This is a genomic window from Klebsiella ornithinolytica (assembly GCF_030505655.1).
GTDB classification, from domain to species: Bacteria; Pseudomonadota; Gammaproteobacteria; order Enterobacterales; family Enterobacteriaceae; genus Klebsiella; species Klebsiella ornithinolytica.
The window spans coordinates 3,927,604-3,949,430 of sequence record NZ_CP130153.1; the positions used below are offsets into that span (position 1 = coordinate 3,927,604).

Consider the following 21,827-nt stretch of genomic DNA (forward strand, 5'->3'; position numbering starts at 1 on the left):
GCGATAGACCCCTTTCGCACAAACCAGCGTAAAAACAACATCCCTGGCTTAACAGCGAACGACGGGACAGAAACTCCTGCAAAGATGTTGAAAACCTGACAGCGTCGCATAAAAAATCGGCAATCTCATTGAGATAACTGACTCTTACACCACTGCCACACCACTGCCGGATTGGTCAACCGACCCGTAAACGCCCGGCACGAAAGACGGGCACGATAGCTTAAAAAGCGAACAACATATCGCTAATGCTGGCACCCCGGACACCAGTAAAACGGTCGCGACGCGAGCATCGTTTTCTCGATAATCCCGCCGCAGCGCTCGCAGATTTCGCCATCACGATGGAAAACGTTAAAGCGGAACAGCGCGCCATGATGTTTATTCTCATCCACCGCCCCGCGGGTGCGATACGACAGGCGCGGAATATCCAGCAGCGCATGGGCCAGGGCGTCGAGCTGCTTATCATCGAGCGCCGATGCGTTATGCCGCCCGCTCAACCCGACCTGCCAGAGAATCTCCACCCGTAAATAGTTTCCCAGTCCGGCCAGAAACGCCTGATCCAGCAACAAAGCGGAAAACTGCCGTCGGCGGAATCTGGCCGACAGCAGGCGAGCTTTGACCGATTCCGCGGTCAGCGTCATATCCAGCACATCGGGTCCAACCCGCAATAAAAACGGATGGGTAGCCAGCTGCTCCGGCGTCAGAATAGCGATATCCGACGCGCTATAGAGCAAAATCGCCTTCTCCGCCGTCTGCAGCCTGACCCGCAGCACGCGGTTGCTGACCGGCTGTTCGCCCGCCTCCACCACGCGCCAGACGCCGTACAGCTGATTATGACTGTAGAGCGTCAACCCGCCGGAGAAATGCGTCAGCAGCGCTTTGCCGCGGGTTTCTATGTGGGTTACCCGCTGGCCCACCAGCGGAGCCTGATACACCTGTAGCTGCGGAAAAGCGAACCAGACATCGGTAAGAGGTTCGCCTTTGACCGCCGCCTCCAGGCTATCCGCCGCGCGGCGGATCTCCGGACCTTCCGGCATAATAGCGTCCTTCTGTTAGTGCGTCGCACCGCCGACAATTTTCACATCCCCCTCCTGGCGCAGGGAGACGGCAATCGCCGTCTCCAGCGCCGCACGGACCGTTTGTACCGCCATACTCGCCTCACCCGGATGGGCGGCCGCCTGCTCCGGGAGGTACGGAATATGGATAAAGCCGCCTTTTGCCCCGCTTCGCCCGTTTAATGCATGCAGCAGACCATACATCACATGGTTGCAGACGAATGTCCCCGCCGTTTGCGACACCGATGCCGGTATGCCCTGCTCGCGCAGCGCCGCGACAATTGCTTTCACCGGCAGGCTGCTGAACCAGGCCGCCGGACCGTCGGCCACTACCGGCACGTCAACCGGCTGCTGGCCTTTATTATCGGGAATACGCGCATCATCGACGTTTATCGCGACACGTTCGACGGTAATATCGACACGACCACCCGCCTGCCCGACCGCTATCGTTAACACCGGTTGATGCTCATCCAGCGCCGCATACAGCGCCGTCAGGGCCTCACCAAATACACAGGGCAGCTGTCGCGCGACCACGCGCTCACCGGCCACCATCGCGCCATCAAGCTGCTTCACCACTTCCCATGAAGGGTTCACCGCCTCACCGCCAAAGGGTTCAAACCCGGTGATTAATACGCCCGCCATCTTTCCTCCTTACAGGAACATCAGGAAATAGAGTAGAAATACGTTGACGATCAGCAGCAGTACGCCGGTCGGAATCTGAGCCTTAATCACCGCATTTTTATCCGGCAGTTCCAGCAGCGCCGCCGGCACGATGTTGAAGTTTGCCGCCATCGGCGTCATCAGGGTGCCGCAGTAGCCGGAGAACATACCGATCGCCGCCATCACCGCCGGATTACCGCCGTGCTGAAGCACCAGAATCGGAATACCAATCCCTGCCGTGACAATCGGGAAGGCGGCAAACGCATTGCCCATGACCATCGTCAGCAGCGCCATGCCGATGGTGTAGACCGCCACAGCGACAAAGCGGCTGTCCACCGCCAGATAATGCTCGGTGAGCCAGGCAATACTGTTACCCACTCCGGCAGTGGTAAACAGCAGCCCCAGCACCGCCAGGATCTGCGGCAAAATAAACGCCCAGCCTACCGAATCCAGCAGACGACGCGCCTCCTGCAGCGGCTGCGCGACCTTTTCCCGGGTCATGCGAATCGCCATCATCAGGCCGATCAGCGTCCCGGCGGTCATCGAAAACAGCGTAATCAGCGTGGCATGATTACCCGGGCCAAACACCCGGACTTGCCACGATGGCAGGTTATTAAACAGCAGCACCCCGATCACCGTGACAACCGGAATAGCCAGCGCCGGATAAAACAGTCGGTTACCCAGGCGGGTCGCGCTGGCGGTTCGCTCTTCCTCGGTGCGCTGGTGATAGCTACCCAGCCTGACACCGCCAAAACCGGCGATCAGCGCCAGCGCCACGACGGCAACGCCGACGGCAATATTGACCGAGCGCTTGTCGTCTACCAGCTGATAAGTCCAGTCGCCAAGCAGGAACAGCAGACCGTACAGCCCCCAGAACAGGCCGGTGGTCAGGCGACGAGGGTTGCTTTTGTCGCGCCATGACATGACCGCGACCACCAGCAGAACGACACCCGCCAGCCAGTAGAGCCAGGTTTGTTGAAAATTCATGCGACACCGCCTTTCGCCTGTGCGGCGGCGTTCAGTTTATCCAGCTCGCGCTGCAGGTGACGATCGAGTCGCCACAGACGCGCGGAATGGATCGCGAAGGCGCAAATCGCCGTCGGGATCCCCCACAGGGCAATATGCAACGGTTCGGTCTGGATCCCACCGGACTCCAGCATAAAGTTGTGCATAAAGATGATGGCGCCGAAGGCGACGAAAATGTCTTCGCCAAAGAACAGGCCGACGTTGTCCGTCGCCGCCGACATCGCGCGTAAGCGATAGCGAATGCTGCCGGGAAGCGGACCTAACGTTTTTTCCGCCGCCCCTTCCGCCATCGGCGCCAGCAGCGGACGCACCATTTGCGGATGGCCCCCCAGGCTGGTTAACCCCAGCGCAGCCGTCGCTTCGCGCACGAACAGGTAGACGATCAGCAGACGTCCGGCGGTGGCGCTGTGGATCTTCGCGATCCACGCCTGGGCGCGCTCTTTCAGGCCATGCCGTTCAAGTAGCCCAATGACCGCCAGCGGCAGCAAGAGAATAAATGGCAGGTTGCGGGTGTTAAGAAACCCCTCCCCCAGCTTTTCCAGAATGGTGGCGATGGGCATTTGCGCCGCCACGCCGGTAACAATTCCAGAGATAATGACCACTAAAACCGGATTAAAACGCAAAACAAATCCGACCACAATCACGGCAATGCCGATCAGCGGCCAGAGAGATATCGCTTCTCCCATGATAACGTCCTGTTAGTTGTGAGTGTTGTTGTGAGTGCTGTAATGCCTTAATAATTATTGTTTTATTCTTCTGTTTCCGCGCTGACCTGAATATTGCGTCCGGCAAAAGCCGCACGCAAACGGCGCGCAAAATCCAGCGCATGTTCACCGTCACCGTGAAGACACACGGTGTCAGCGATAACATGCGCCCATTCACCGGTGAGACTGCGTACCCGATTATGCTGCACCATTTCCAGGGTCTGCGCCAACGCCTGCTCTTCGCTGTCGATAAGTGCCCCGGGCTGTGAACGCGGCACCAGGCTACCGTCAGCCAGGTACCCGCGATCGGCAAAGACCTCCTGCCGCGTGACCAACTTGTAATGTTGTCCGGCGCGAATTAATTCGCTGCCGGCCAGCCCGACCAGGATCAGCGCAGGATCGAAATCTCGCACAGCCCGGGCAATCGCATCGGCCAGCGGCGCCTCTTTTGCCGCCTGGTTGTAGAGCATACCGTGCGGCTTCACGTGCTTCAGTTCGCCGCCTTCCGCGCGCACGATCGCCGCCAGCGCACCAATCTGATACAGCATCTGGGCATAGACCGTCTCCGGCGGCAGCTGCATTGCGGTGCGGCCAAAATTATCCCGATCGGGAAAGCTGGGATGCGCCCCGACGGCCACGCCGTTTTTCAACGCCTCGCGCACGCATTTATGCATCAGTAACGCATCGCCGGCATGAAAACCGCAGGCGATATTGGCGGAGGAGACCAGCTGTAACAACGCGCTATCGCTCGCACAGCCTTCCCCCAGATCGGCATTTAAATCAATGATCATCGCTCAGTCTCCATGCCAGTTGTTCCAGATAGCGCTGCTGATCCGCACGTGCTTTCAACGCCTCTTCCAGCGTGCACGGAACAAAATGAATCGGCTGGCCTAGCGGAATTTGCGCCAGCTGGTACATATCAGCGTCGATAATGCAGGCGATTCGCGGATAGCCGCCGGTGGTCTGCGCATCGTTCATCAAGACAATCGGCTGACCGTTATGCGGAACCTGTACCACCCCCGGCAGCAGGCCGTGCGAAAACATTTCGCGATGGGTGGTGCGCGTAAGCGGTTGGCCCTGCAGACGATATCCCATCCGGTTGCTCTGGGCGCTAAGCTGCCAGGGGGAACGCCAGAACGCCCCTTGCGAGGCCCGATCAAATTCATGGTACTCCGGCCCCGGCAACGCGCGGATGCGATTGCCGATCGGCAGTGACTTAACGCCCCGCGACGTACTGAATCGTCGGGACGCTTTTCCCAGCTTCAGCCGATCGCCATCCTGCAGGCGTCGCCCTTCAAGGCCGCCAATGCCGACTTTCAGATCGGTACAGCGCGAACCGAGCACCTCCGGAACGTCAATGCCCCCGGCTACCGCCAGATAGCTGCGGATCCCATACTGCGGGGTTTTAAGCACCAGATGCTGCCCGGCCTTCGCCGCCATTCGCCAGCCGACCCATACCGGCTCGCCGTCCAGCATTGCTTCACAGGCGGCACCGGTCAGCGCAAACCAGCAGTCACGTTCAAACTGAATATCCACCTGGCCGAGCGTAATCTCCAGCGCGGCAGCATTTCCCGCGTTGCCGACCAGCAGGTTAGCAATCACCAGCGAGGGTTTATCCAGCGCACCGCAGAGACTGATCCCCGACTGTCGCTGTCCTTCACGTCCGCCATCCTGTACCGAAGAGTACATTCCGGCGCGGATCATCTTCAACATACCCCCTCCTTTTGCGGCACAAAGCGGACTCGATCGCCGGAACGCAGCAGCACGGGCTCCTGACGCGTGGGATCAAAGAGCGCCAGCGGCGTACGGCCCAGCAGCTGCCATCCACCCGGAGTCGCCAGCGGATACACGCCGGTTTGCGCGCCGCCGATGCCGACAGAGCCGGCGGGGACCCGCAGACGCGGTTCCGCATGTCGCGGCATAGCTAAACGCTCCGGCAGTCCGCCGAGATAAGGAAATCCCGGCTGGAAACCAAGAAACCACACCACGTACTCGACGGAGGCGTGCAGTTCGACAACCTGCTGTTCAGTCAACCCGCTGTGAAGCGCCACATTCGCCAGGTCGGGGCCGTCTTCGCCGCCGTAGATAACCGGAATGGTCATCAGCCGCGACTGTGGCTCAAGCGCCTCGCTCTCCTCCCACCAGCGCTGCAACTGCTCAATCGCATCCCATGCCATCTCCTGCGGATGGCGCAGGACCACGGTAATATTGTTCATCCCCGGTATCGCATCCAGGACCTCTTCGTGATCCGCCAGTCTCTGAGCCAGGCGCCAGATACGCTTTTGACTTTCCAGCGTGACCGGGGGTTCGAGCTCCAGAACCACGGCGGTTTCGCCTAACATGTAACAACGCGCTCGCTGCACTTTTCTTTCTCTCTCATCAGGCCGGGTTGGGAATATCAATAAAGGTCACATCCAGATCGGTATTTTCCGTCAGCCATTCGCTCAACGCGCGAATACCGCCGCGTTCGGTGGCATGGTGTCCGGCAGCATAAAAATGCAGGGACTGCTCGCGCGCGGAGTGGACAGTTTGCTCCGAGACTTCGCCGGTAATAAACGCATCGACGCCAAAGCGAGCGGCGCTGTCAATAAAGCTCTGGCCGCCGCCGGTACACCAGGCGACACGGGCCACTTTATCTGGCCCGGTATCACCGCACCACAGCGGCTTGCGCCCCAGGCGCGCCTCAATCCACGAAGCCAGCTCCAGCCCGGAAACCGGCATCGACAGCTCTCCCCACGGGACCAGCGGCTCAATTTCCCCCATGACGGTGATCCCCAGCAGCTGCGCCAGCTGGACGTTATTCCCCAGCTCCGGGTGGGCATCCAGCGGCAGATGCCAGCCATAGAGGTTGATATCATTTGCCAGCAGCGTCTTCAGGCGCTGGCGCTTAATGCCGCGAATCACCGGCGATTCACCTTTCCAGAAATAACCATGATGGACGATCACCGCATCTGCCTGCAGGCGCACGGCCTCGTCCAACAGCGCCTGGCTGGCGGTGACGCCGGTGACAATTTTTTGCACCGTCTCACGCCCTTCCACCTGAAGGCCATTTGGCGCGTAGTCGCTGAATGTCGCGCTATTGAGCTTTTCGTTAATCAGTTGTTCCAGTTCGCTATTTTTCATTGCCGCTCCATCAGGTCATCATTTTGTGCACAGGCATAACATAGCGGTATCCGCGTAGATCGTCGATAGCCTCTGCGTGAGAGACGCTCGTTTGACTTTTAGCTTAATCCCGCAATTTGTCTACCCACCCCGTGATGCATTCGTGTATATTTATGCATTATAAAAGCATATTAAATAACCAGAAAGCCTTTAAGGCCATGAATAACACTGCTAAACCGCTATTCATGCAGAAAGATCGACTTTCGTTTTACGGCAGGAACCAGGCGTTACATGAACAGACAATCATCGCAACCGCGCGCAATCTATTACGTCGTCGCGCTGCAAATTTGGGAATACTTCAGTTTTTACGGGATGCGGGCGCTGCTGATTTTGTATCTCACCAATCAGCTTAAGTACGACGATAGCCACGCCTACGCCCTCTTCAGCGCATACTGCTCTCTGGTCTACGTCACGCCGATTCTCGGCGGTTTCCTGGCCGATAAGCTCCTCGGCAACCGAATGGCGGTGATGCTCGGCGCGTTGTTGATGGCCATTGGCCATTTGGTGTTGGGTGCCAGCGAAATTGCGCCAACCTTCCTCTATCTGTCGCTCGCCATCATCGTCTGCGGCTACGGATTGTTTAAATCCAACGTCAGCTGCCTGTTGGGAGAGCTGTACGAACCCACCGATCCACGCCGCGATGGCGGCTTCTCGCTGATGTATGCGGCGGGGAATATCGGCTCGATCGTCGCCCCCATCGCCTGCGGATATGTGCAGGAAGAGTACAGCTGGGCCATGGGCTTCGCCCTCGCCGCCGTCGGGATGATTGCCGGACTGGTGATTTTCCTCTGCGGCAGTCGCCATTTCCGTCACACCTCGGGCGTCAATCGCCAGGCGCTCTGCGCGCGCCGCTTTATGCTGCCCAACTGGGGCTGGCTGCTGGTTCTGCTGATCGTGGCCCCGCTGCTGATCACCGTGCTGTTCTGGCAGGAGTGGTCGGTCTATGCGCTGATCGTGGCGACGATTGTCGGCCTGGTGGTACTGGCCAGAATTTATCGGCGGGCAGAGACGGCCAAACAGCGTCGAGACCTGCGACTCATTATCGTCCTGACCGGATTCAGCCTGCTGTTCTGGGCTTTCGCTCAGCAGGGCGGCAGCTCCATCAGCCTGTATATCGACCGCTTCGTGAACCGGCATATCATGAGTTATGAGGTCCCGACCGCGATGTTCCAGTCGGTGAACGCCTTTGCGGTCATGCTCTGCGGAATGGTGCTGGCCTGGCTGGTGAAAGAGAATATCAACGGCAACCGTACCGTGCGGATCTGGGGTAAATTTGCGCTGGGTCTGGGGCTAATGAGCGCCGGCTTCTGCATTCTGACCCTGAGCGCACGCTGGTCGGCCGCCTACGGACAATCGTCGATGCCGCTGATGGTACTGGGCCTCGCGGTAATGGGCTTTGCCGAACTGTTTATCGACCCGGTGGCGATGTCGCAAATCACCCGTATCGAAATCCCCGGCGTGACCGGCGTGCTGACCGGCATCTATATGCTGCTCTCCGGCGCCATCGCCAACTATCTGGCCGGCGTGATTGCCGACCAGACAGCACAGGGTGCGTTCGATGAAGCCGGTGCGACCAGCTACGCCATTGATGCCTATATCAACGTGTTCAGCCAAATCACCTGGGGGGCTTTAGCCTGTGTCGGCCTGGTGCTGATAATCTGGCTGTATCACGCCCTGCGGGTCAGGACCCGCGCCCTGGCCGTGGAGTAAGGCTTTTACTGGCGGCCTCCCAGGCCGCCAACGTCTCCAGTCGCGCCTGCTTGTGATCGACCAGCGGACGCGGATAGTTCAGGCTCACCCTCTGTTTATCGGCCCAGATCCACGGCTGATGCAGCGCGTTATCAGGGACATCGGCCAGCTCTGGCAGCCACTGCCGAATAAATGTCCCGGCCTTATCGAACTTCTCTCCCTGGGTGGTCGGATTAAATATACGAAAATAAGGGGCGGCGTCGGTGCCTGTCGACGCTGCCCACTGCCACCCGCCGTTATTCGCCGCCAGGTCGCCATCAATCAGCTGGTTGATAAAATAGCGCTCGCCCGCGCGCCAGTCGATACGCAGGTCCTTGACCAGAAAACTGGCGGTAATCATCCGCAGCCGGTTATGCATCCAGCCCGTGGCATTGAGCTGGCGCATCGCGGCATCGACGATCGGAAAACCCGTTTTCCCGGCTTGCCACGCCTCTAATCCTTGCACATCGTCACGCCATGTCACGTTATCGGTCCAGGCAATGAACGGGCGACCTTTGCATAAGTCCGGGTAGAACACCATCAAATGTCGGTAAAACTCCCGCCAGATCAGTTCGTTTAGCCAGACGGAGCCTGCTTCACCGTCGAGCGCCGCCGGCTGCTCAGCCAGCAGTCGATGCAGGCACTGGCGCGGGGAAAGAACGCCTACGGCCAGACATGGCGACAGCCGGCTGGTGCCTTCCCTGGCGGGGAAATCACGCTGCTGGTCATAATCTGCGGCTTTTTGCTGGCAGAAACGGCGCAGTCGGGCGATAGCCGTTTTCTCATCGTCGGCAAAAAGGTGGGGATCAAAAGCCTCCTGCGGATAGCGGATCTCCGGCAGCGGCGCTGGCGTCAGGGGGCCGTGACCACGTACCGTCGGTGCGGCCACGCACTCCGGCAGCGCCTCGCGCAGTCGACGGAGAAAGGCATTTTTAAAGGGCGTAAACACCTTATACATTTCGTGATTCCCGGTCAGCACGCTGCCTGGGGACAGTAAAAGCGCATCGTCAAACCCGTGACATACCACGCCGCTCAGCCGCTTTTCCACCGCCGCATCGCGCTGACGCTCGTTGATTTCGTACTGGTAGTTATAAAACAGGTGGCTGACCTGCTGCTGCGCGCAATAGTCAGCCAGCAGCTGGACGCTGGCCGAAAAATCCTCCGCCTCCGCCACCTGCAACGCAATTCCTCGCTCGGCAAGAGCTGACTGCAGGCTACGCAGATGGCGGACGATAAATGCCGCCTGCCGCGGCGCCATACCGTGCTGATGCCACTGGCCCGGCGTGGCGATAAACAGCGCCAGCACGCGGGCATGCGGATCGCGACAGGCGGCGGCAAGCGCCAGGTTGTCATGGATACGTAGGTCAGCGCGAAACCAAACCAGATGAGTGGCCATAAAACTCCTGCAATCAGTAACATTCATGGATTCGATACCTCCCGGCCGGGTACGTAGCCCGCGAGGGAAGCATCAGGAAATTCAGATATAGAGTGTTGCAGGAGGCACGCAGGCGCAAGCAGAGGTCGTCTGACCGGGCAAAAAAAAACCGCCGGAGAACCGGCGGTTATGCAGTCTGGGAGGCGCGATCAGTAAAAGTCAGCGGCGGCTTTTTCAGCCTGCGCCATCCACACCGGCTGTTCGCTGGTTTTTGCCCATACGCGGTGCAGCCAGCTGTAATAGCGGGCCCGGTCTTTCCAGAACAGCATCACCGGAAGTGCTGCTACGCCAGCCACGACGGCGAAAGCACGACGTAAAAAGACAACGTGAGCAGGATAAGTTTTATACAACGCCATAATTTCTCTCCCTTAGTCAGGCCGGCAAGCGACGCCGGTAAAGTGTCAATGTATCTCTGGCTAAAATAATACCGCTTTGTATGTAATTTTACTACTCATCCGACCACTAAAAACAGCTCGTTTCGTCTTTATTTACATTCATCCGGTAATTGAGTTACAAAAAAGTTAAATTAATACTAATCATTGGTTAATTTGTGGTTTTGCTGATTTTTATATTTTTTTTACACCGCCGGTTCTGATTTTTGCAAAATCTTTGCACCAGAATTTCTATCCTCCGGGTAAATCGTAAAAACACCCGGAGGTGGATTGTGAGTGCAGGCGTAATTGCTGGCGTGGCGCTGGTATTCCTGTTGCTGGCCTATTTGGTCTATGCCCTGATAAATGCGGAGGCATTCTGATGGCCGCACAAGGATTTTTACTTATCGCCAGTTTTCTTCTGCTGCTGATGGTGCTGGCTCGCCCGACGGGGACGTTGCTGGCCAGAATGATCAACGATACCCCGCTGCCGGTGCTTGCCGGCATTGAGCGCGGCATTTGGCGGCTCTCGGGGATTCGTCCCCAGGAGATGAACTGGTGCCAGTATCTGCTCGCCATTCTGCTGTTTAATGGCGTAGGGCTGGTGGGGCTGTTCGCCCTGCTGATGTCTCAGGGCGCACTGCCGCTCAACCCTCAGCATCTTCCCGGCCTCTCATGGGATCTGGCGCTGAATACGGCGGTGAGTTTCGTCAGCAACACCAACTGGCAGGCCTATGCCGGAGAAAGTACCCTGAGCTACCTCAGCCAGATGGCTGGTCTGACGGTGCAAAACTTCCTGTCGGCGGCAACCGGCATCGCGGTGATTTTTGCCTTCACCCGCGCCTGGTCGCGTCAGCAGGTCAGCACCCTTGGCAACGCCTGGGTCGATCTCACCCGCATTACCCTATGGCTGCTGCTGCCGATTTCACTGCTGATCGCCGTGTTCTTTATTCAGCAGGGCGTGCCGCAAAACTTTCTGCCGTATCAGGCCTTCACCACGCTGGAAGGCGTGCATCAGTCGCTGCCAATGGGGCCGGTCGCTTCGCAGGAAGCGATCAAAATGCTGGGTACTAACGGCGGCGGGTTCTTTAACGCCAACTCATCGCACCCGTTTGAAAACCCGACGGCGCTGAGCAACATAGTGCAAATGCTGGCGATCTTTTTGATCCCGGCCGCGCTGTGCTTTGCCTTTGGCGACGTCGTCGGCGATCGCCGCCAGGGACACGCGATTTTATGGGCCATGACGCTGATCTTTATCGTCTGCGTCGCGGTGGTGATGTGGGCAGAAACCCACGGTAACCCTCACCTGCTGCAGCTGGGGTCGGACAGCAGCCTGAATATGGAAGGCAAAGAGAGTCGCTTTGGCATTCTCGCCAGCAGCCTGTTCGCGGTTGTCACCACCGCCGCCTCCTGCGGCGCGGTCAACGCCATGCACGACTCCTTCACTGCGCTGGGCGGCATGGTACCGATGTGGCTGATGCAGATCGGCGAAGTGGTCTTCGGTGGCGTGGGATCGGGGCTGTACGGCATGCTGCTGTTCGTCATGCTGGCGGTCTTTATCGCCGGGCTGATGATCGGCCGGACGCCGGAATATCTCGGCAAGAAGATCGATGTGCGCGAAATGAAAATGATCGCCCTGGCCATCCTCGTGACGCCCACTCTGGTCCTGCTGGGTACCGCGCTGGCGATGATGACCGAGGCCGGACGCGCGGGGATGTTTAACCCGGGACCGCACGGCTTTAGCGAAGTGCTGTATGCCGTCACCTCCGCCGCCAATAACAACGGCAGCGCCTTCGCCGGCCTCGGCGCAGCAACGCCATTCTGGAACCTGCTGCTGGCGTTTTGCATGCTGTTCGGTCGTTTCGCGGTCATCGTGCCGGTGATGGCTATCGCCGGTTCTCTGGTGAGTAAAAAGATCCAGCCGACCAGTTCCGGCACCCTTGCCACCCACGATGTGCTGTTTATCGGTCTGCTGATCGGTACCGTGCTGCTGGTTGGCGCCCTGACCTTTATTCCTGCCCTGGCGCTCGGCCCGTTGGCGGAACACTTCTCCTTACTTTAAGTGATTCGGAGCACCCTGTTATGAGTCGCAAACAATTAGCCCTGCTCGAGCCGACGCTGGTGCGCCAGGCGCTGCTGGATGCAGTGAAAAAACTGAGCCCGACGGTGCAGTGGCGCAACCCGGTGATGTTCATCGTCTGGACGGGTAGCCTGATAACCACACTGCTGGCCGTGGCGATGGCCAGCGGGCATCTCGCCGGCAGCGCCGCTTTTACCGCCGCCGTGAGTATCTGGCTGTGGTTTACCGTACTGTTCGCCAACTTCGCCGAAGCGATGGCTGAAGGCCGCAGCAAAGCGCAGGCCAACAGTCTGAAAGGGGTGAAAAAAACCGCTTTTGCTCGCAAGCTGCGCGCACCGCAGCATGACGCGCCTGTCGACCATATTCCGGCCGATGACTTACGCAAAGGCGATGTGGTGCTGGTGGAAGCAGGCGATATTATTCCCTGCGACGGGGAGGTCATTGAAGGCGGCGCCTCGGTGGACGAAAGCGCCATCACCGGTGAATCCGCTCCGGTGATCCGCGAATCCGGCGGCGACTTTGCATCGGTCACCGGCGGGACGCGCATTCTTTCTGACTGGCTGGTGATCCGCTGTAGCGTGAACCCCGGTGAAACGTTCCTTGATCGGATGATCGCCATGGTCGAAGGCGCTCAGCGCCGCAAAACGCCGAATGAAATTGCGCTGACGATCCTGCTGATCGCCCTCACGCTGGTGTTCCTGCTGGCCACCGCCACCATCTGGCCGTTCTCCGCCTGGAGCGGCAATGCGGTCAGCGTGACGGTGCTGGTGGCGCTGCTGGTATGCCTGATTCCGACCACGATCGGCGGACTGCTCTCGGCGATCGGCGTCGCCGGAATGAGCCGTATGCTGGGCGCCAACGTCATCGCCACCAGCGGACGCGCGGTAGAAGCCGCCGGCGATGTTGACGTCTTACTGCTGGATAAAACCGGGACGATTACCCTCGGTAACCGCCAGGCCTCCGCGTTTTTACCTGCGGAAGGCGTAGAAGAAAAAACCCTTGCCGACGCCGCCCAGCTCTCATCTCTGGCCGATGAAACGCCGGAAGGTCGCAGCATCGTGATACTGGCAAAACAGCGCTTTAACCTGCGCGAGCGGGATCTGCAGTCGCTGCAAGCGACCTTCGTCCCCTTCACCGCCCAGACGCGCATGAGCGGGATTAATATCGATCGGCGGATGATCCGCAAAGGCTCCGTCGACGCCATTCGTCGCCATGTCGAGGCCAACGGCGGCCACTTCCCGGCGGACGTCGACAAACAGGTGGAAGATGTTGCCCGCCAGGGGGCGACACCGCTGGTGGTCGCGGAAGGCAAACACGTGCTGGGCGTTATTTCGCTGAAAGATATCGTTAAAGGCGGAATTAAGGAGCGCTTTGCTCAACTGCGCAAGATGGGCATTAAAACGGTCATGATTACCGGCGATAACCGCCTCACCGCAGCGGCGATTGCCGCTGAAGCGGGGGTCGATGATTTCCTTGCCGAAGCGACGCCGGAAGCCAAACTGGCGCTGATCCGTCAGTACCAGTCCGAAGGTCGTCTGGTGGCGATGACCGGCGACGGTACTAATGATGCCCCGGCGCTGGCTCAGGCCGATGTCGCGGTGGCGATGAACTCCGGTACCCAGGCGGCAAAAGAGGCGGGCAACATGGTGGACCTCGACTCCAACCCGACCAAACTGATCGAAGTGGTGCACATCGGTAAGCAGATGCTGATGACCCGCGGGTCGTTGACCACCTTCAGTATTGCCAACGACGTGGCGAAGTACTTTGCCATTATTCCGGCCGCCTTTGCCGCCGTTTACCCGCAGCTGGCCATGCTCAACGTCATGCACCTGCATTCGCCTGCCTCGGCGATTCTGAGTGCGGTTATCTTTAACGCGCTGATTATCGTCTTCCTGATCCCGCTGGCGCTGAAGGGCGTGAGCTATCGCCCGCTGTCGGCTTCGGCCATGCTGCGCCGTAATCTGTGGGTCTATGGCCTGGGTGGGCTGCTGGTGCCGTTTATCGGTATTAAAGCTATCGATCTGTTACTGACCCTGACCGGGCTGCTGTGAGGAAAATACCATGTCATTCATTCGACCGGCACTTGTGCTATTTATTCTGTTAACGCTCCTCACCGGTGGCGTCTATCCGCTGCTGACGACGGCGCTTGGGCAGTGGTGGTTCCCGCAGCAGGCAAACGGCTCACTGATCCGCATCGCCGGCGAAGTCCGCGGCTCCAACCTGATTGGCCAGAATTTTACCGCGGCGGGTTATTTCCAGGGACGCCCTTCGGCGACCGCTGAAACGCCGTACAATCCCCTCGCCTCCGGCGGCAGTAATCTGGCCGCCAGCAACCCGGCGCTGGATAAGGCCGTCAGCGAACGCGTGCAGGCGCTACGTCTCGCCAACCCGGACGCTGACCCGCGCGTTCCGGTAGAGCTGGTGACGACATCGGCAAGCGGGCTGGATAATAACCTCACGCCGACGGCCGCGCTCTGGCAGGTCCCTCGCGTCGCGAAGGCCCGCAATCTGAGTATTGAGCAAGTCACCCGCCTGGTGAATGAGGCGACGCAAACGCCGCTGGCCAGTTTTCTCGGACAGCCTGTGGTAAATATAGTGCAACTGAATATGGCGCTGGATGCCCTGAAGGATAAGTAAAATGAGTGACGAGCCGCTGCGCCCGGACCCGGACCGCCTGCTGCAACATACCAGCGAGCCGCATCGCGGCAAGCTAAAAGTGTTCTTTGGCGCCTGTGCGGGCGTCGGTAAAACCTGGGCAATGTTGGCGGAAGCGCAGCGGCTGCGCGCCCAGGGGCTGGATATTCTGATCGGCGTGGCGGAAACCCACGGTCGGAAAGAGACCGCGGCGATGCTGGAAGGGCTCAGCACCCTCCCCCAGCGCCGCCTCTCTCATCGTGGACGCTACGTCCACGAATTCGATCTCGATGCCGCGCTGGCGCGCCGGCCGGCGCTGATCCTGGTTGATGAACTGGCGCACAGCAATGCGCCAGGCTCGCGCCACCCCAAACGCTGGCAGGATGTCGAAGAGCTTCTCGATGCCGGTATCGACGTGTTTACCACCGTAAACGTCCAGCACCTCGAAAGCCTGAACGATGTCGTCAGCGGCATTACCGGCGTTCAGGTGCGCGAAACCGTCCCCGACCCCTTTTTTGACGCCGCCGACGATGTTGTGCTGGTCGACCTGCCTCCTGACGATCTCCGTCAGCGCCTGAATGAAGGCAAGGTCTATATCGGCGGCCAGGCGGAGCGGGCTATCGAAAACTTTTTCCGCAAGGGAAATCTGATTGCCCTGCGTGAACTGGCTTTGCGCCGGACCGCCGATCGGGTCGATGAACAGATGCGCGCCTGGCGCGACCGTCAGGGGCAGGAAAAAGTCTGGCATACCCGCGACACCCTTCTGCTGTGCATCGGCCATAATACCGGCAGTGAAAAACTGGTACGCGCCGCCGCGCGACTGGCCGCACGATTTGGCAGTATCTGGCATGCGGTTTATGTCGAAACCCCTTCCCTGCACCGTCTGCCGGAAGCCAGGCGGCGGGCCATTCTCGCCGCCCTGCGGCTCGCGCAGGAGTTAGGGGCGGAAACCGCCACGCTCTCCAACCCGTCCGAAGAGAAAGCCGTACTGCACTACGCCCGCGAGCATAATCTGGGCAAAATCGTGATTGGCCGTCAGGGAAAACGCCGCTGGTGGAACCGCAGCGGATTCGCCGATCGCCTGGCGCGCGACGCGCCCGACCTCGATCTGGTGGTCATCGCCCTTGATGAGAAAAGCGCCCCTCTACCCACGCGGGCCAGCGATAGCCGTACCGCTATGGAGAAGTGGCGCGTGCAAATCCAGGGCTGCTTCGTGGCGCTGGCGCTCTGCGCGATCATTACGCTGGTGGCGATGCAGTGGCTGGTGGCCTTTGAAGCGGCCAACCTGGTCATGCTCTATCTGCTTGGCGTGGTGATTATTGCGCTGCTATACGGCCGCTGGCCGTCGGTGCTGGCGACGGTTATCAACGTGGTCAGCTTCGACCTGTTCTTTGTGTCGCCGCGCGGTACGCTGGCGGTTTCCGACGTACAATACCTGCTGACCTTTGGCGTCATGCTGACCGTCGGTCTGCTGATCGGGAATCTTACTGCCGGCGTCCGCTATCAGGCCCGCGTGGCGCGTTATCGTGAGCAGCGCACCCGCCATCTGTATGAGATGTCAAAAGCGCTGGCGGTCGGACGCAGCGAGGATGACATTGCCGCGACCAGCGAGCGCTTTATCGCCTCCACCTTCCAGGCCCGCGGGCAGCTGCTGCTCCCCGACAGTAGCGGCAAACTGCACCCGCTCACCCACCAGCCGGGGCTGACCTCATGGGACGATGCCATCGCCCGCTGGAGCTTCGATAAGGGCCAGCCCGCCGGCGCCGGCACCGATACGCTGCCCGGCGTTCCCTATCAAATCTTACCGCTGAAAAGCGCCGCCCGGACCTGGGGACTGCTGGTGGTGGAACCCGAAAACCTGCGTCAGCTGATGATTCCTGAACAGCAGCGCCTGCTGGAAACCTTTACGCTACTGGTCGCCAGCGCGCTGGAACGGCTGACCCTCACCGCCAGCGAAGAGCAGGCCCGATTTAACAGTGAGCGGGAAAGCCTGCGCAACTCGCTGCTGGCGGCACTCTCCCATGATTTGCGTACGCCGTTGACCGTTCTCTTCGGACAGGCGGAAATTCTGACGCTCGACCTCGCCAGCGAAGGCTCGAAACATGCTCCGCAGGCAAATGAGATTCGTCAACACGTGCTGAATACGACCCGGCTGGTCAATAATCTGCTGGATATGGCGCGCATTCAGTCCGGCGGATTTAACTTACATAAAGAGTGGCTGACGCTCGAAGAGGTGATCGGCAGCGCCCTGCGGATGCTGGAACCGGGGCTCGGCGGGCAGCATATTCAGCTGGCGCTACCCGATCCGCTGCTGCTGGTTCACGTCGACGGCCCGCTGTTTGAACGAGTGCTGATTAATCTGCTGGAGAATGCGCTGAAATATGCCGGCTCGAAAGCGCAGATCGGCATTGCGGCGCAGGCTGATGAGCAGCAGCTGCGCTTAGAGGTGTGGGATAATGGCCCCGGGATCCCAACGGGCCAGGAACAGGCTATCTTTGATAAGTTCGCCCGCGGACATAAAGAGTCGGCGATCCCTGGCGTCGGGCTGGGTCTGGCCATCTGTCGGGCGATCGTTGAAGTGCACGGCGGTACGATCGGCGCCTATACGCGGCCAGAGGGCGGTGCCTGCTTCCGTGTTACACTCCCCAGGGAAACGGCCCCGGGGCTGGATGAATGGAGCGGAGCGGCGTAACGCTGCCCCGGCCAGATGCCCGCGCGGCGCTGCTGTGCGCCTGCCCGGGCTACCGGTCTTGCGCGCGAGTAGCCCGGGAGGCGTTTCTGAAGGAGAGGGTCCTATCTGTCTGAACGGGAAGAACGGGTGATAAACGTACTGATTATTGAAGATGAACATGCAATCCGTCGCTTTCTGCGCACCGCGCTGGAAGCCGACGGTATGCGCGTATTTGAAGCCGATACCCTGCAGCGGGGTCTTATTGAAGCTGCAACCCGCAAACCTGATTTAGTCATCCTCGATCTTGGGCTACCCGACGGCGACGGTAATGAATTTATTCGCGACGTGCGCCAGTGGAGTCAGATGCCAATTATCGTGCTGTCGGCTCGCACCGAGGAGCACGATAAAATTGCCGCGCTTGACGCCGGCGCCGATGACTATCTTAGTAAGCCCTTTGGCATTGGCGAACTGCAGGCGAGATTGAGAGTTGCGATGCGCCGACATGCCGGCGCGCAAGCCGACGAGCCGCTGGTGCGCTTCGCCGATATTGAAGTCGATATTCCCGCCCGCCGCATCGTCCGCGGTGACGAAGAGCTCCACCTGACGCCGATTGAATTCCGTCTGCTGGCAGTGCTGTTAAATAATCCCGGCAAGGTCCTCACCCAGCGCCAGCTGCTCAATCAGGTGTGGGGGCCAAATGCGGTGGAACACAGCCATTATTTACGCATTTATATGGGGCATCTGCGGCAAAAGCTGGAAGTTGACCCGGCGCGCCCGCAGCATTTACTGACCGAAACGGGGATCGGCTATCGGTTTATGCCATAGCGCGACGCCTGTCGTCATCATGCGGGCACCACCGATTAAAAACAGCGAACCGATGAGTGGGGGCAATAAAAAAGGGTCCCATGATGACCATGGAACCCTTCTGTGCCACTCAACAGGAACAACCGCGCCTTACCGGGACGACGCTCCTCTGAGAATGCCTGTTCGTTTCACCTGACTCAGGCGTTTTTCAGCACTTCGCTGACGATTTCCACCGCTTCTTTCTCGATCTGCTTACGATGTTCTTCACCCAGGAAGCTCTCGCAGTAGATCTTGTAAGCATCTTCCGTACCTGACGGACGCGCGGCGAACCAGCCGTTGTCGGTCATCACTTTCAGGCCACCAATCGATGCGCCGTTGCCCGGCGCGGCGGTCAGACGTGCGGTGATCGGATCGCCGGCCAACTGGCTGGCGCTGACCATTTCCGGCGACAGCTTAGACAGCGCCGCTTTCTGTGCGGAAGTAGCCGAAGCCTGCAGACGGTTATAGCTCGGCGCGCCAAAGCGGGCAGCCAGTTCGTCGTAGTGCTCCTGCGGGTTTTTACCGGTGACGGCGGTGATTTCCGCCGCCAGCAGGCACATGATGATACCGTCTTTGTCGGTCGACCACGGGGTTCCGTCAAAACGCAGGAACGATGCGCCCGCGCTCTCTTCGCCGCCAAAACCGAAGCTGCCATCGAACAGACCGTCAACAAACCATTTAAAGCCCACCGGCACTTCCACCAGCTTGCGGCCCAGGTCGTTAACCACGCGATCGATCATCGCGGAGGAGACCAGCGTCTTACCAACGGCGACATCCTGGCCCCACTGCGGACGATGCTGGAACAGGTAGTTAATCGCCACCGCCAGATAGTGGTTCGGGTTCATCAGACCCGCCGGCGTGACGATGCCGTGACGGTCATAATCCGGATCGTTAGCAAAAGCCAGATCGAACTTATCGCGCAGCGCCAGCAGCCCTGCCATCGCACACTCAGAAGAGCAGTCCATGCGAATGGCGCCGTCTTTATCGAGGTGCATAAAGCGGAAGGTTTGATCGACGTGATCGTTGACGATAGTCAGGTCGAGTTTGTAGTACTCGGCAATACGTTTCCAGTATTCGATACCGGAACCACCCAACGGATCGACCCCGAGCTTCAGGCCGGCTTTCTGAATCGCCGCCATGTCGACGATATCCGCCAGCCCTTCGATAAACGGTTGCACCAGATCCTGCTCTATAACATGACCGGATGCCAGTGCCGCATCGAGGGAGATGCGCTTGACGCCCTGCAGACCCGAGGCCAGCAGTTCGTTAGCGCGATTCTCTACCACTTTGGTGACGTTGGTATCAGCCGGGCCGCCGTTCGGCGGGTTGTACTTAATACCGCCATCTTCCGGCGGGTTATGAGACGGCGTAATCACGATGCCGTCCGCCAGCGGACCACCTTTTTTGTTGTGCACCAGGATGGCATTGGAAATGGCCGGCGTCGGGGTGAAACCGTTGTTTTCCTGCACGATAACATCAACGCCGTTGGCCGCCAGCACTTCCAGTACGGAAATAAAGGCCGGTTCGGAGAGCGCGTGGGTATCTTTACCCACGTAGCAGGGACCGGTAATCCCGTTCTTCGCGCGGTCTTCCGCAATCGCCTGAGCGATCGCCAGAATATGCTGCTCATTGAAGTTATGGCGCCCTGCACTGCCACGATGGCCAGAGGTGCCAAACTTCACCGCATGCTCCGCGTTGCCCGCTTCCGGCTTCAGTACGTAGTACTGCGCGGTCAGCTGAGCGACGTTAATCAAATCACTCTGTTGTGCAGGCTGACCCGCACGCTTATCGATTGCCATTGCCTGATCCTTCTGATGCAAGGTGAATAAAACTAGATCGTGCCGCAGACCTTCTCAATTAATTCCGCTGGGAACTGCATCGACTGCATGATGTGTTCGATCATGCTGCACTTACGACCGGTATTGGTATTGGTGATAACCCACCACGGAGTACCAGGAACCTGTTTCGGTTTGGTCTGGTTACCGCTTTTTAGCAGGATCCGCGAATCTTCGGCAAAGTACACGCGGGTGCGCCCGTGCAGAGACTCGGTGGCCTCAGCAAACGCTTTGTTATCTAAGGAGTACAGCGTGGTCAGGACCAGCATGAAGCGGTTTACCGCGCGTTTTTGTTCGGCGTATTCATCAGATAACAGCAGCTCGCGCATCGCGCGGACTTTATCTTTCGCCGGATTCACGGGCTTCGCTTCGACGGCAGGCGTCGCAGCCGGCGCCGGCGCAGCTTTTACGACCGGTGCGGCAGTCTGGGAAACGGCGGAAAATTTCAGCATGCGCCGTAAAATGTCGGATGCACTCTCGCCAATATGCTGGGTGTGGCTGGCAATATAGCGATAGAGATCATCATCAACTTCAATTGTTTTCATCTTAATCCAGTGCGATATCTTATTCTGAATACAAGTTGTCAGGATTATAAGGACAAATCCTGACCGCGGATAGCGTCAAACCAGGATGGCGGTAAAACTCAGATAGCTCTGGGTCTTGCAGCCGGATGGCAGAATGTCCAACATAATACCCTAACCCGACGAAGCGAAAAAAAGAACTTTGCCATGAAATTAAATAGCCGCACGCAATCTGCACAAAATCCGCACAATAATTCCCCTGTTGTCCTGGTTCACGGTCTGTTTGGTAGTCTCGACAACCTGGGCATCCTCGCCCGCGACCTGGTGAACGACTACGATATTTTGCAGGTTGATATGCGCAACCACGGTCTTTCCCCCCGTTCGCCGGAGATGACCTACGCGGCGATGGCGCAGGATCTGATCGATACTCTTGACGATCGGCAGATAGAGAAAGCCATCTTTATTGGTCATTCGATGGGGGGGAAAGCGGTCATGGCGCTTACCGCACTGGCGCCGGAGCGCATCGCTGGCCTGGTCGCCATTGATATTGCCCCGGTGGACTACCACGTGCGCCGTCATGATGAAATTTTCAACGCCATCAATGCCGTCACCGACGCCGGCGCCGCGTCCCGTCAGCAGGCGGCCACGGTGATGCGCCAACATCTGCAGGAAGAAGGCGTGATTCAGTTTCTGCTGAAATCCTTCGTTGATGGCCAGTGGCGCTTCAACGTACCGGTATTATGGGATCAATATCCGCACATCGTGGGCTGGCAAACGGTTCCTGCCTGGCCTCATCCGACCCTGTTCATCCCGGGAGGCAACTCGCCGTACGTCACCGATGAGTATCGCGATACCCTGCTCGCCCAGTTCCCACAGGCGCGAGCGCACGTCATCGCCGGCGCCGGCCACTGGGTGCATGCGGAGAAACCGGAAGCCGTCCTGCGCGCCATTCGTCGCTATCTGACCGCTTTGCAGGCTTAACTGGCTAAAAACTGCCCGACCGCGCTGCAGAATGCCCGCGGTCGTTGGCGCAGCGGTTCGCCTGATGTATTATGGCGCGCTATCTGTGTCGGCTATAGCCCGGCAACTTGTTTCCCCGAAGTCA

Annotated in this window: 20 protein-coding genes; 8 read left to right on the top strand and 12 right to left on the bottom strand. The window is 59.1% G+C overall.

All coding sequences use genetic code 11. The features are described 5' to 3' along the window. Positions 1-242: 242 nt before the first annotated feature. From nei to Q1L34_RS18800, 8 genes are all read right to left on the bottom strand, one after another. Positions 243-1,034 carry an endonuclease VIII gene (gene nei / locus Q1L34_RS18765; RefSeq protein ID WP_004859657.1) on the bottom strand — a complete coding sequence of 264 codons (792 nt, stop codon included), beginning with the start codon at positions 1,032-1,034 and terminating at the stop codon, positions 243-245. Positions 1,035-1,049: 15 nt separating this feature from the next. Then, positions 1,050-1,694: a pyroglutamyl-peptidase I gene (gene pcp / locus Q1L34_RS18770; protein ID WP_015584869.1), complete on the bottom strand. Its 645-nt coding sequence runs from the start codon at positions 1,692-1,694 to the stop codon at positions 1,050-1,052. A gap of 9 nt (positions 1,695-1,703) precedes the next feature. Further along, positions 1,704-2,699: a DUF979 domain-containing protein gene (locus Q1L34_RS18775; protein ID WP_044349708.1), complete on the bottom strand. Its 996-nt coding sequence runs from the start codon at positions 2,697-2,699 to the stop codon at positions 1,704-1,706. Further along, positions 2,696-3,424: a DUF969 domain-containing protein gene (locus Q1L34_RS18780; RefSeq protein ID WP_004859651.1), complete on the bottom strand. Its 729-nt coding sequence runs from the start codon at positions 3,422-3,424 to the stop codon at positions 2,696-2,698. Before Q1L34_RS18780 ends, Q1L34_RS18775 begins: the two co-directional genes overlap by 4 nt. Positions 3,425-3,486: 62 nt before the next feature. Beyond that, a complete protein-coding gene (gene pxpA / locus Q1L34_RS18785; protein ID WP_100663090.1) occupies positions 3,487-4,233 on the bottom strand; it encodes a 5-oxoprolinase subunit PxpA in 747 nt (248 codons plus the stop codon). Further along, a complete protein-coding gene (pxpC, locus tag Q1L34_RS18790) occupies positions 4,223-5,155 on the bottom strand; it encodes a 5-oxoprolinase subunit PxpC (RefSeq protein ID WP_004859647.1) in 933 nt (310 codons plus the stop codon). Before pxpC ends, pxpA begins: the two co-directional genes overlap by 11 nt. Then, positions 5,149-5,805 carry a 5-oxoprolinase subunit PxpB gene (pxpB, locus tag Q1L34_RS18795; protein WP_048024581.1) on the bottom strand — a complete coding sequence of 219 codons (657 nt, stop codon included), beginning with the start codon at positions 5,803-5,805 and terminating at the stop codon, positions 5,149-5,151. Before pxpB ends, pxpC begins: the two co-directional genes overlap by 7 nt. A 16-nt stretch (positions 5,806-5,821) precedes the next feature. Further along, on the bottom strand, positions 5,822-6,565 hold the full coding sequence (locus tag Q1L34_RS18800) for a type 2 GTP cyclohydrolase I (protein WP_004859643.1): 744 nt from the start codon (positions 6,563-6,565) through the stop codon (positions 5,822-5,824). A gap of 270 nt (positions 6,566-6,835) precedes the next feature. Between Q1L34_RS18800 and dtpD the strand changes: the two genes are divergently transcribed. After that, positions 6,836-8,314 (top strand): dipeptide permease DtpD, encoded by a 1,479-nt coding sequence (dtpD, locus tag Q1L34_RS18805; protein ID WP_004859642.1) that lies wholly within the window; start codon positions 6,836-6,838, stop codon positions 8,312-8,314. Here dtpD and phrB read toward each other — a convergent pair. Together phrB and Q1L34_RS18815 are read right to left on the bottom strand one after the other, a co-directional pair. Further along, positions 8,286-9,728: a deoxyribodipyrimidine photo-lyase gene (gene phrB, locus Q1L34_RS18810; protein ID WP_064359740.1), complete on the bottom strand. Its 1,443-nt coding sequence runs from the start codon at positions 9,726-9,728 to the stop codon at positions 8,286-8,288. The genes dtpD and phrB overlap by 29 nt on opposite strands. A 188-nt stretch (positions 9,729-9,916) precedes the next feature. Beyond that, a complete protein-coding gene (locus Q1L34_RS18815; RefSeq protein ID WP_004859627.1) occupies positions 9,917-10,123 on the bottom strand; it encodes a DUF2517 family protein in 207 nt (68 codons plus the stop codon). A 308-nt stretch (positions 10,124-10,431) separates the two neighbouring features. Here Q1L34_RS18815 and kdpF point away from each other — a divergent pair, with 308 nt between their 5' ends. From kdpF to kdpE, 6 genes are all read left to right on the top strand, one after another. Then, the gene (kdpF, locus tag Q1L34_RS18820) at positions 10,432-10,521 is read left to right on the top strand and encodes a K(+)-transporting ATPase subunit F (RefSeq protein ID WP_015584874.1); all 90 of its coding nucleotides are present in this window, start codon (positions 10,432-10,434) and stop codon (positions 10,519-10,521) included. Then, positions 10,521-12,200: a potassium-transporting ATPase subunit KdpA gene (gene kdpA, locus Q1L34_RS18825; RefSeq protein ID WP_327204234.1), complete on the top strand. Its 1,680-nt coding sequence runs from the start codon at positions 10,521-10,523 to the stop codon at positions 12,198-12,200. Before kdpF ends, kdpA begins: the two co-directional genes overlap by 1 nt. Positions 12,201-12,220: 20 nt before the next feature. Continuing rightward, positions 12,221-14,269 carry a potassium-transporting ATPase subunit KdpB gene (gene kdpB / locus Q1L34_RS18830; protein WP_015584876.1) on the top strand — a complete coding sequence of 683 codons (2,049 nt, stop codon included), beginning with the start codon at positions 12,221-12,223 and terminating at the stop codon, positions 14,267-14,269. A gap of 10 nt (positions 14,270-14,279) precedes the next feature. Continuing rightward, positions 14,280-14,855, top strand: coding sequence for a potassium-transporting ATPase subunit KdpC (kdpC, locus tag Q1L34_RS18835; protein ID WP_327204235.1), 576 nt, complete (start codon positions 14,280-14,282; stop codon positions 14,853-14,855). 1 nt (position 14,856) lies between these two features. Then, complete coding sequence (kdpD, locus tag Q1L34_RS18840) at positions 14,857-17,544, top strand: two-component system sensor histidine kinase KdpD (RefSeq protein ID WP_004859619.1); 2,688 nt, start codon at positions 14,857-14,859, stop codon at positions 17,542-17,544. A 126-nt stretch (positions 17,545-17,670) separates the two neighbouring features. Further along, positions 17,671-18,348, top strand: coding sequence for a two-component system response regulator KdpE (gene kdpE, locus Q1L34_RS18845; protein WP_004859617.1), 678 nt, complete (start codon positions 17,671-17,673; stop codon positions 18,346-18,348). Positions 18,349-18,524: 176 nt separating this feature from the next. On the opposite strand, the gene pgm is transcribed toward kdpE, so the two are convergent. Both pgm and seqA read right to left on the bottom strand, forming a co-directional pair. Continuing rightward, positions 18,525-20,165: a phosphoglucomutase (alpha-D-glucose-1,6-bisphosphate-dependent) gene (pgm, locus tag Q1L34_RS18850; RefSeq protein WP_327204236.1), complete on the bottom strand. Its 1,641-nt coding sequence runs from the start codon at positions 20,163-20,165 to the stop codon at positions 18,525-18,527. Positions 20,166-20,197: 32 nt separating this feature from the next. Beyond that, positions 20,198-20,746 (bottom strand): replication initiation negative regulator SeqA, encoded by a 549-nt coding sequence (gene seqA / locus Q1L34_RS18855; RefSeq protein ID WP_015584879.1) that lies wholly within the window; start codon positions 20,744-20,746, stop codon positions 20,198-20,200. Positions 20,747-20,929: 183 nt separating this feature from the next. Between seqA and ybfF the strand changes: the two genes are divergently transcribed. Next, positions 20,930-21,703: an esterase gene (ybfF, locus tag Q1L34_RS18860; protein ID WP_032716898.1), complete on the top strand. Its 774-nt coding sequence runs from the start codon at positions 20,930-20,932 to the stop codon at positions 21,701-21,703. Positions 21,704-21,827 lie beyond the last annotated feature (124 nt).

Excerpts from the sequence above, each read along its gene's own strand:
- nei (WP_004859657.1), bottom strand. The coding sequence starts at position 1,034 with ATGCCGGAAGGTCCGGAGATCCGCCGCGCGGCGGATAGCCTGGAGGCG.
- pcp (WP_015584869.1), bottom strand. The coding sequence starts at position 1,694 with ATGGCGGGCGTATTAATCACCGGGTTTGAACCCTTTGGCGGTGAGGCG.
- Q1L34_RS18775 (WP_044349708.1), bottom strand. The coding sequence starts at position 2,699 with ATGAATTTTCAACAAACCTGGCTCTACTGGCTGGCGGGTGTCGTTCTG.
- Q1L34_RS18780 (WP_004859651.1), bottom strand. The coding sequence starts at position 3,424 with ATGGGAGAAGCGATATCTCTCTGGCCGCTGATCGGCATTGCCGTGATT.
- pxpA (WP_100663090.1), bottom strand. The coding sequence starts at position 4,233 with ATGATCATTGATTTAAATGCCGATCTGGGGGAAGGCTGTGCGAGCGAT.
- pxpC (WP_004859647.1), bottom strand. The coding sequence starts at position 5,155 with ATGTTGAAGATGATCCGCGCCGGAATGTACTCTTCGGTACAGGATGGC.
- Q1L34_RS18800 (WP_004859643.1), bottom strand. The coding sequence starts at position 6,565 with ATGAAAAATAGCGAACTGGAACAACTGATTAACGAAAAGCTCAATAGC.
- dtpD (WP_004859642.1), top strand. The coding sequence starts at position 6,836 with ATGAACAGACAATCATCGCAACCGCGCGCAATCTATTACGTCGTCGCG.
- phrB (WP_064359740.1), bottom strand. The coding sequence starts at position 9,728 with ATGGCCACTCATCTGGTTTGGTTTCGCGCTGACCTACGTATCCATGAC.
- Q1L34_RS18815 (WP_004859627.1), bottom strand. The coding sequence starts at position 10,123 with ATGGCGTTGTATAAAACTTATCCTGCTCACGTTGTCTTTTTACGTCGT.
- kdpA (WP_327204234.1), top strand. The coding sequence starts at position 10,521 with ATGGCCGCACAAGGATTTTTACTTATCGCCAGTTTTCTTCTGCTGCTG.
- kdpB (WP_015584876.1), top strand. The coding sequence starts at position 12,221 with ATGAGTCGCAAACAATTAGCCCTGCTCGAGCCGACGCTGGTGCGCCAG.
- kdpC (WP_327204235.1), top strand. The coding sequence starts at position 14,280 with ATGTCATTCATTCGACCGGCACTTGTGCTATTTATTCTGTTAACGCTC.
- kdpD (WP_004859619.1), top strand. The coding sequence starts at position 14,857 with ATGAGTGACGAGCCGCTGCGCCCGGACCCGGACCGCCTGCTGCAACAT.
- pgm (WP_327204236.1), bottom strand. The coding sequence starts at position 20,165 with ATGGCAATCGATAAGCGTGCGGGTCAGCCTGCACAACAGAGTGATTTG.
- seqA (WP_015584879.1), bottom strand. The coding sequence starts at position 20,746 with ATGAAAACAATTGAAGTTGATGATGATCTCTATCGCTATATTGCCAGC.
- ybfF (WP_032716898.1), top strand. The coding sequence starts at position 20,930 with ATGAAATTAAATAGCCGCACGCAATCTGCACAAAATCCGCACAATAAT.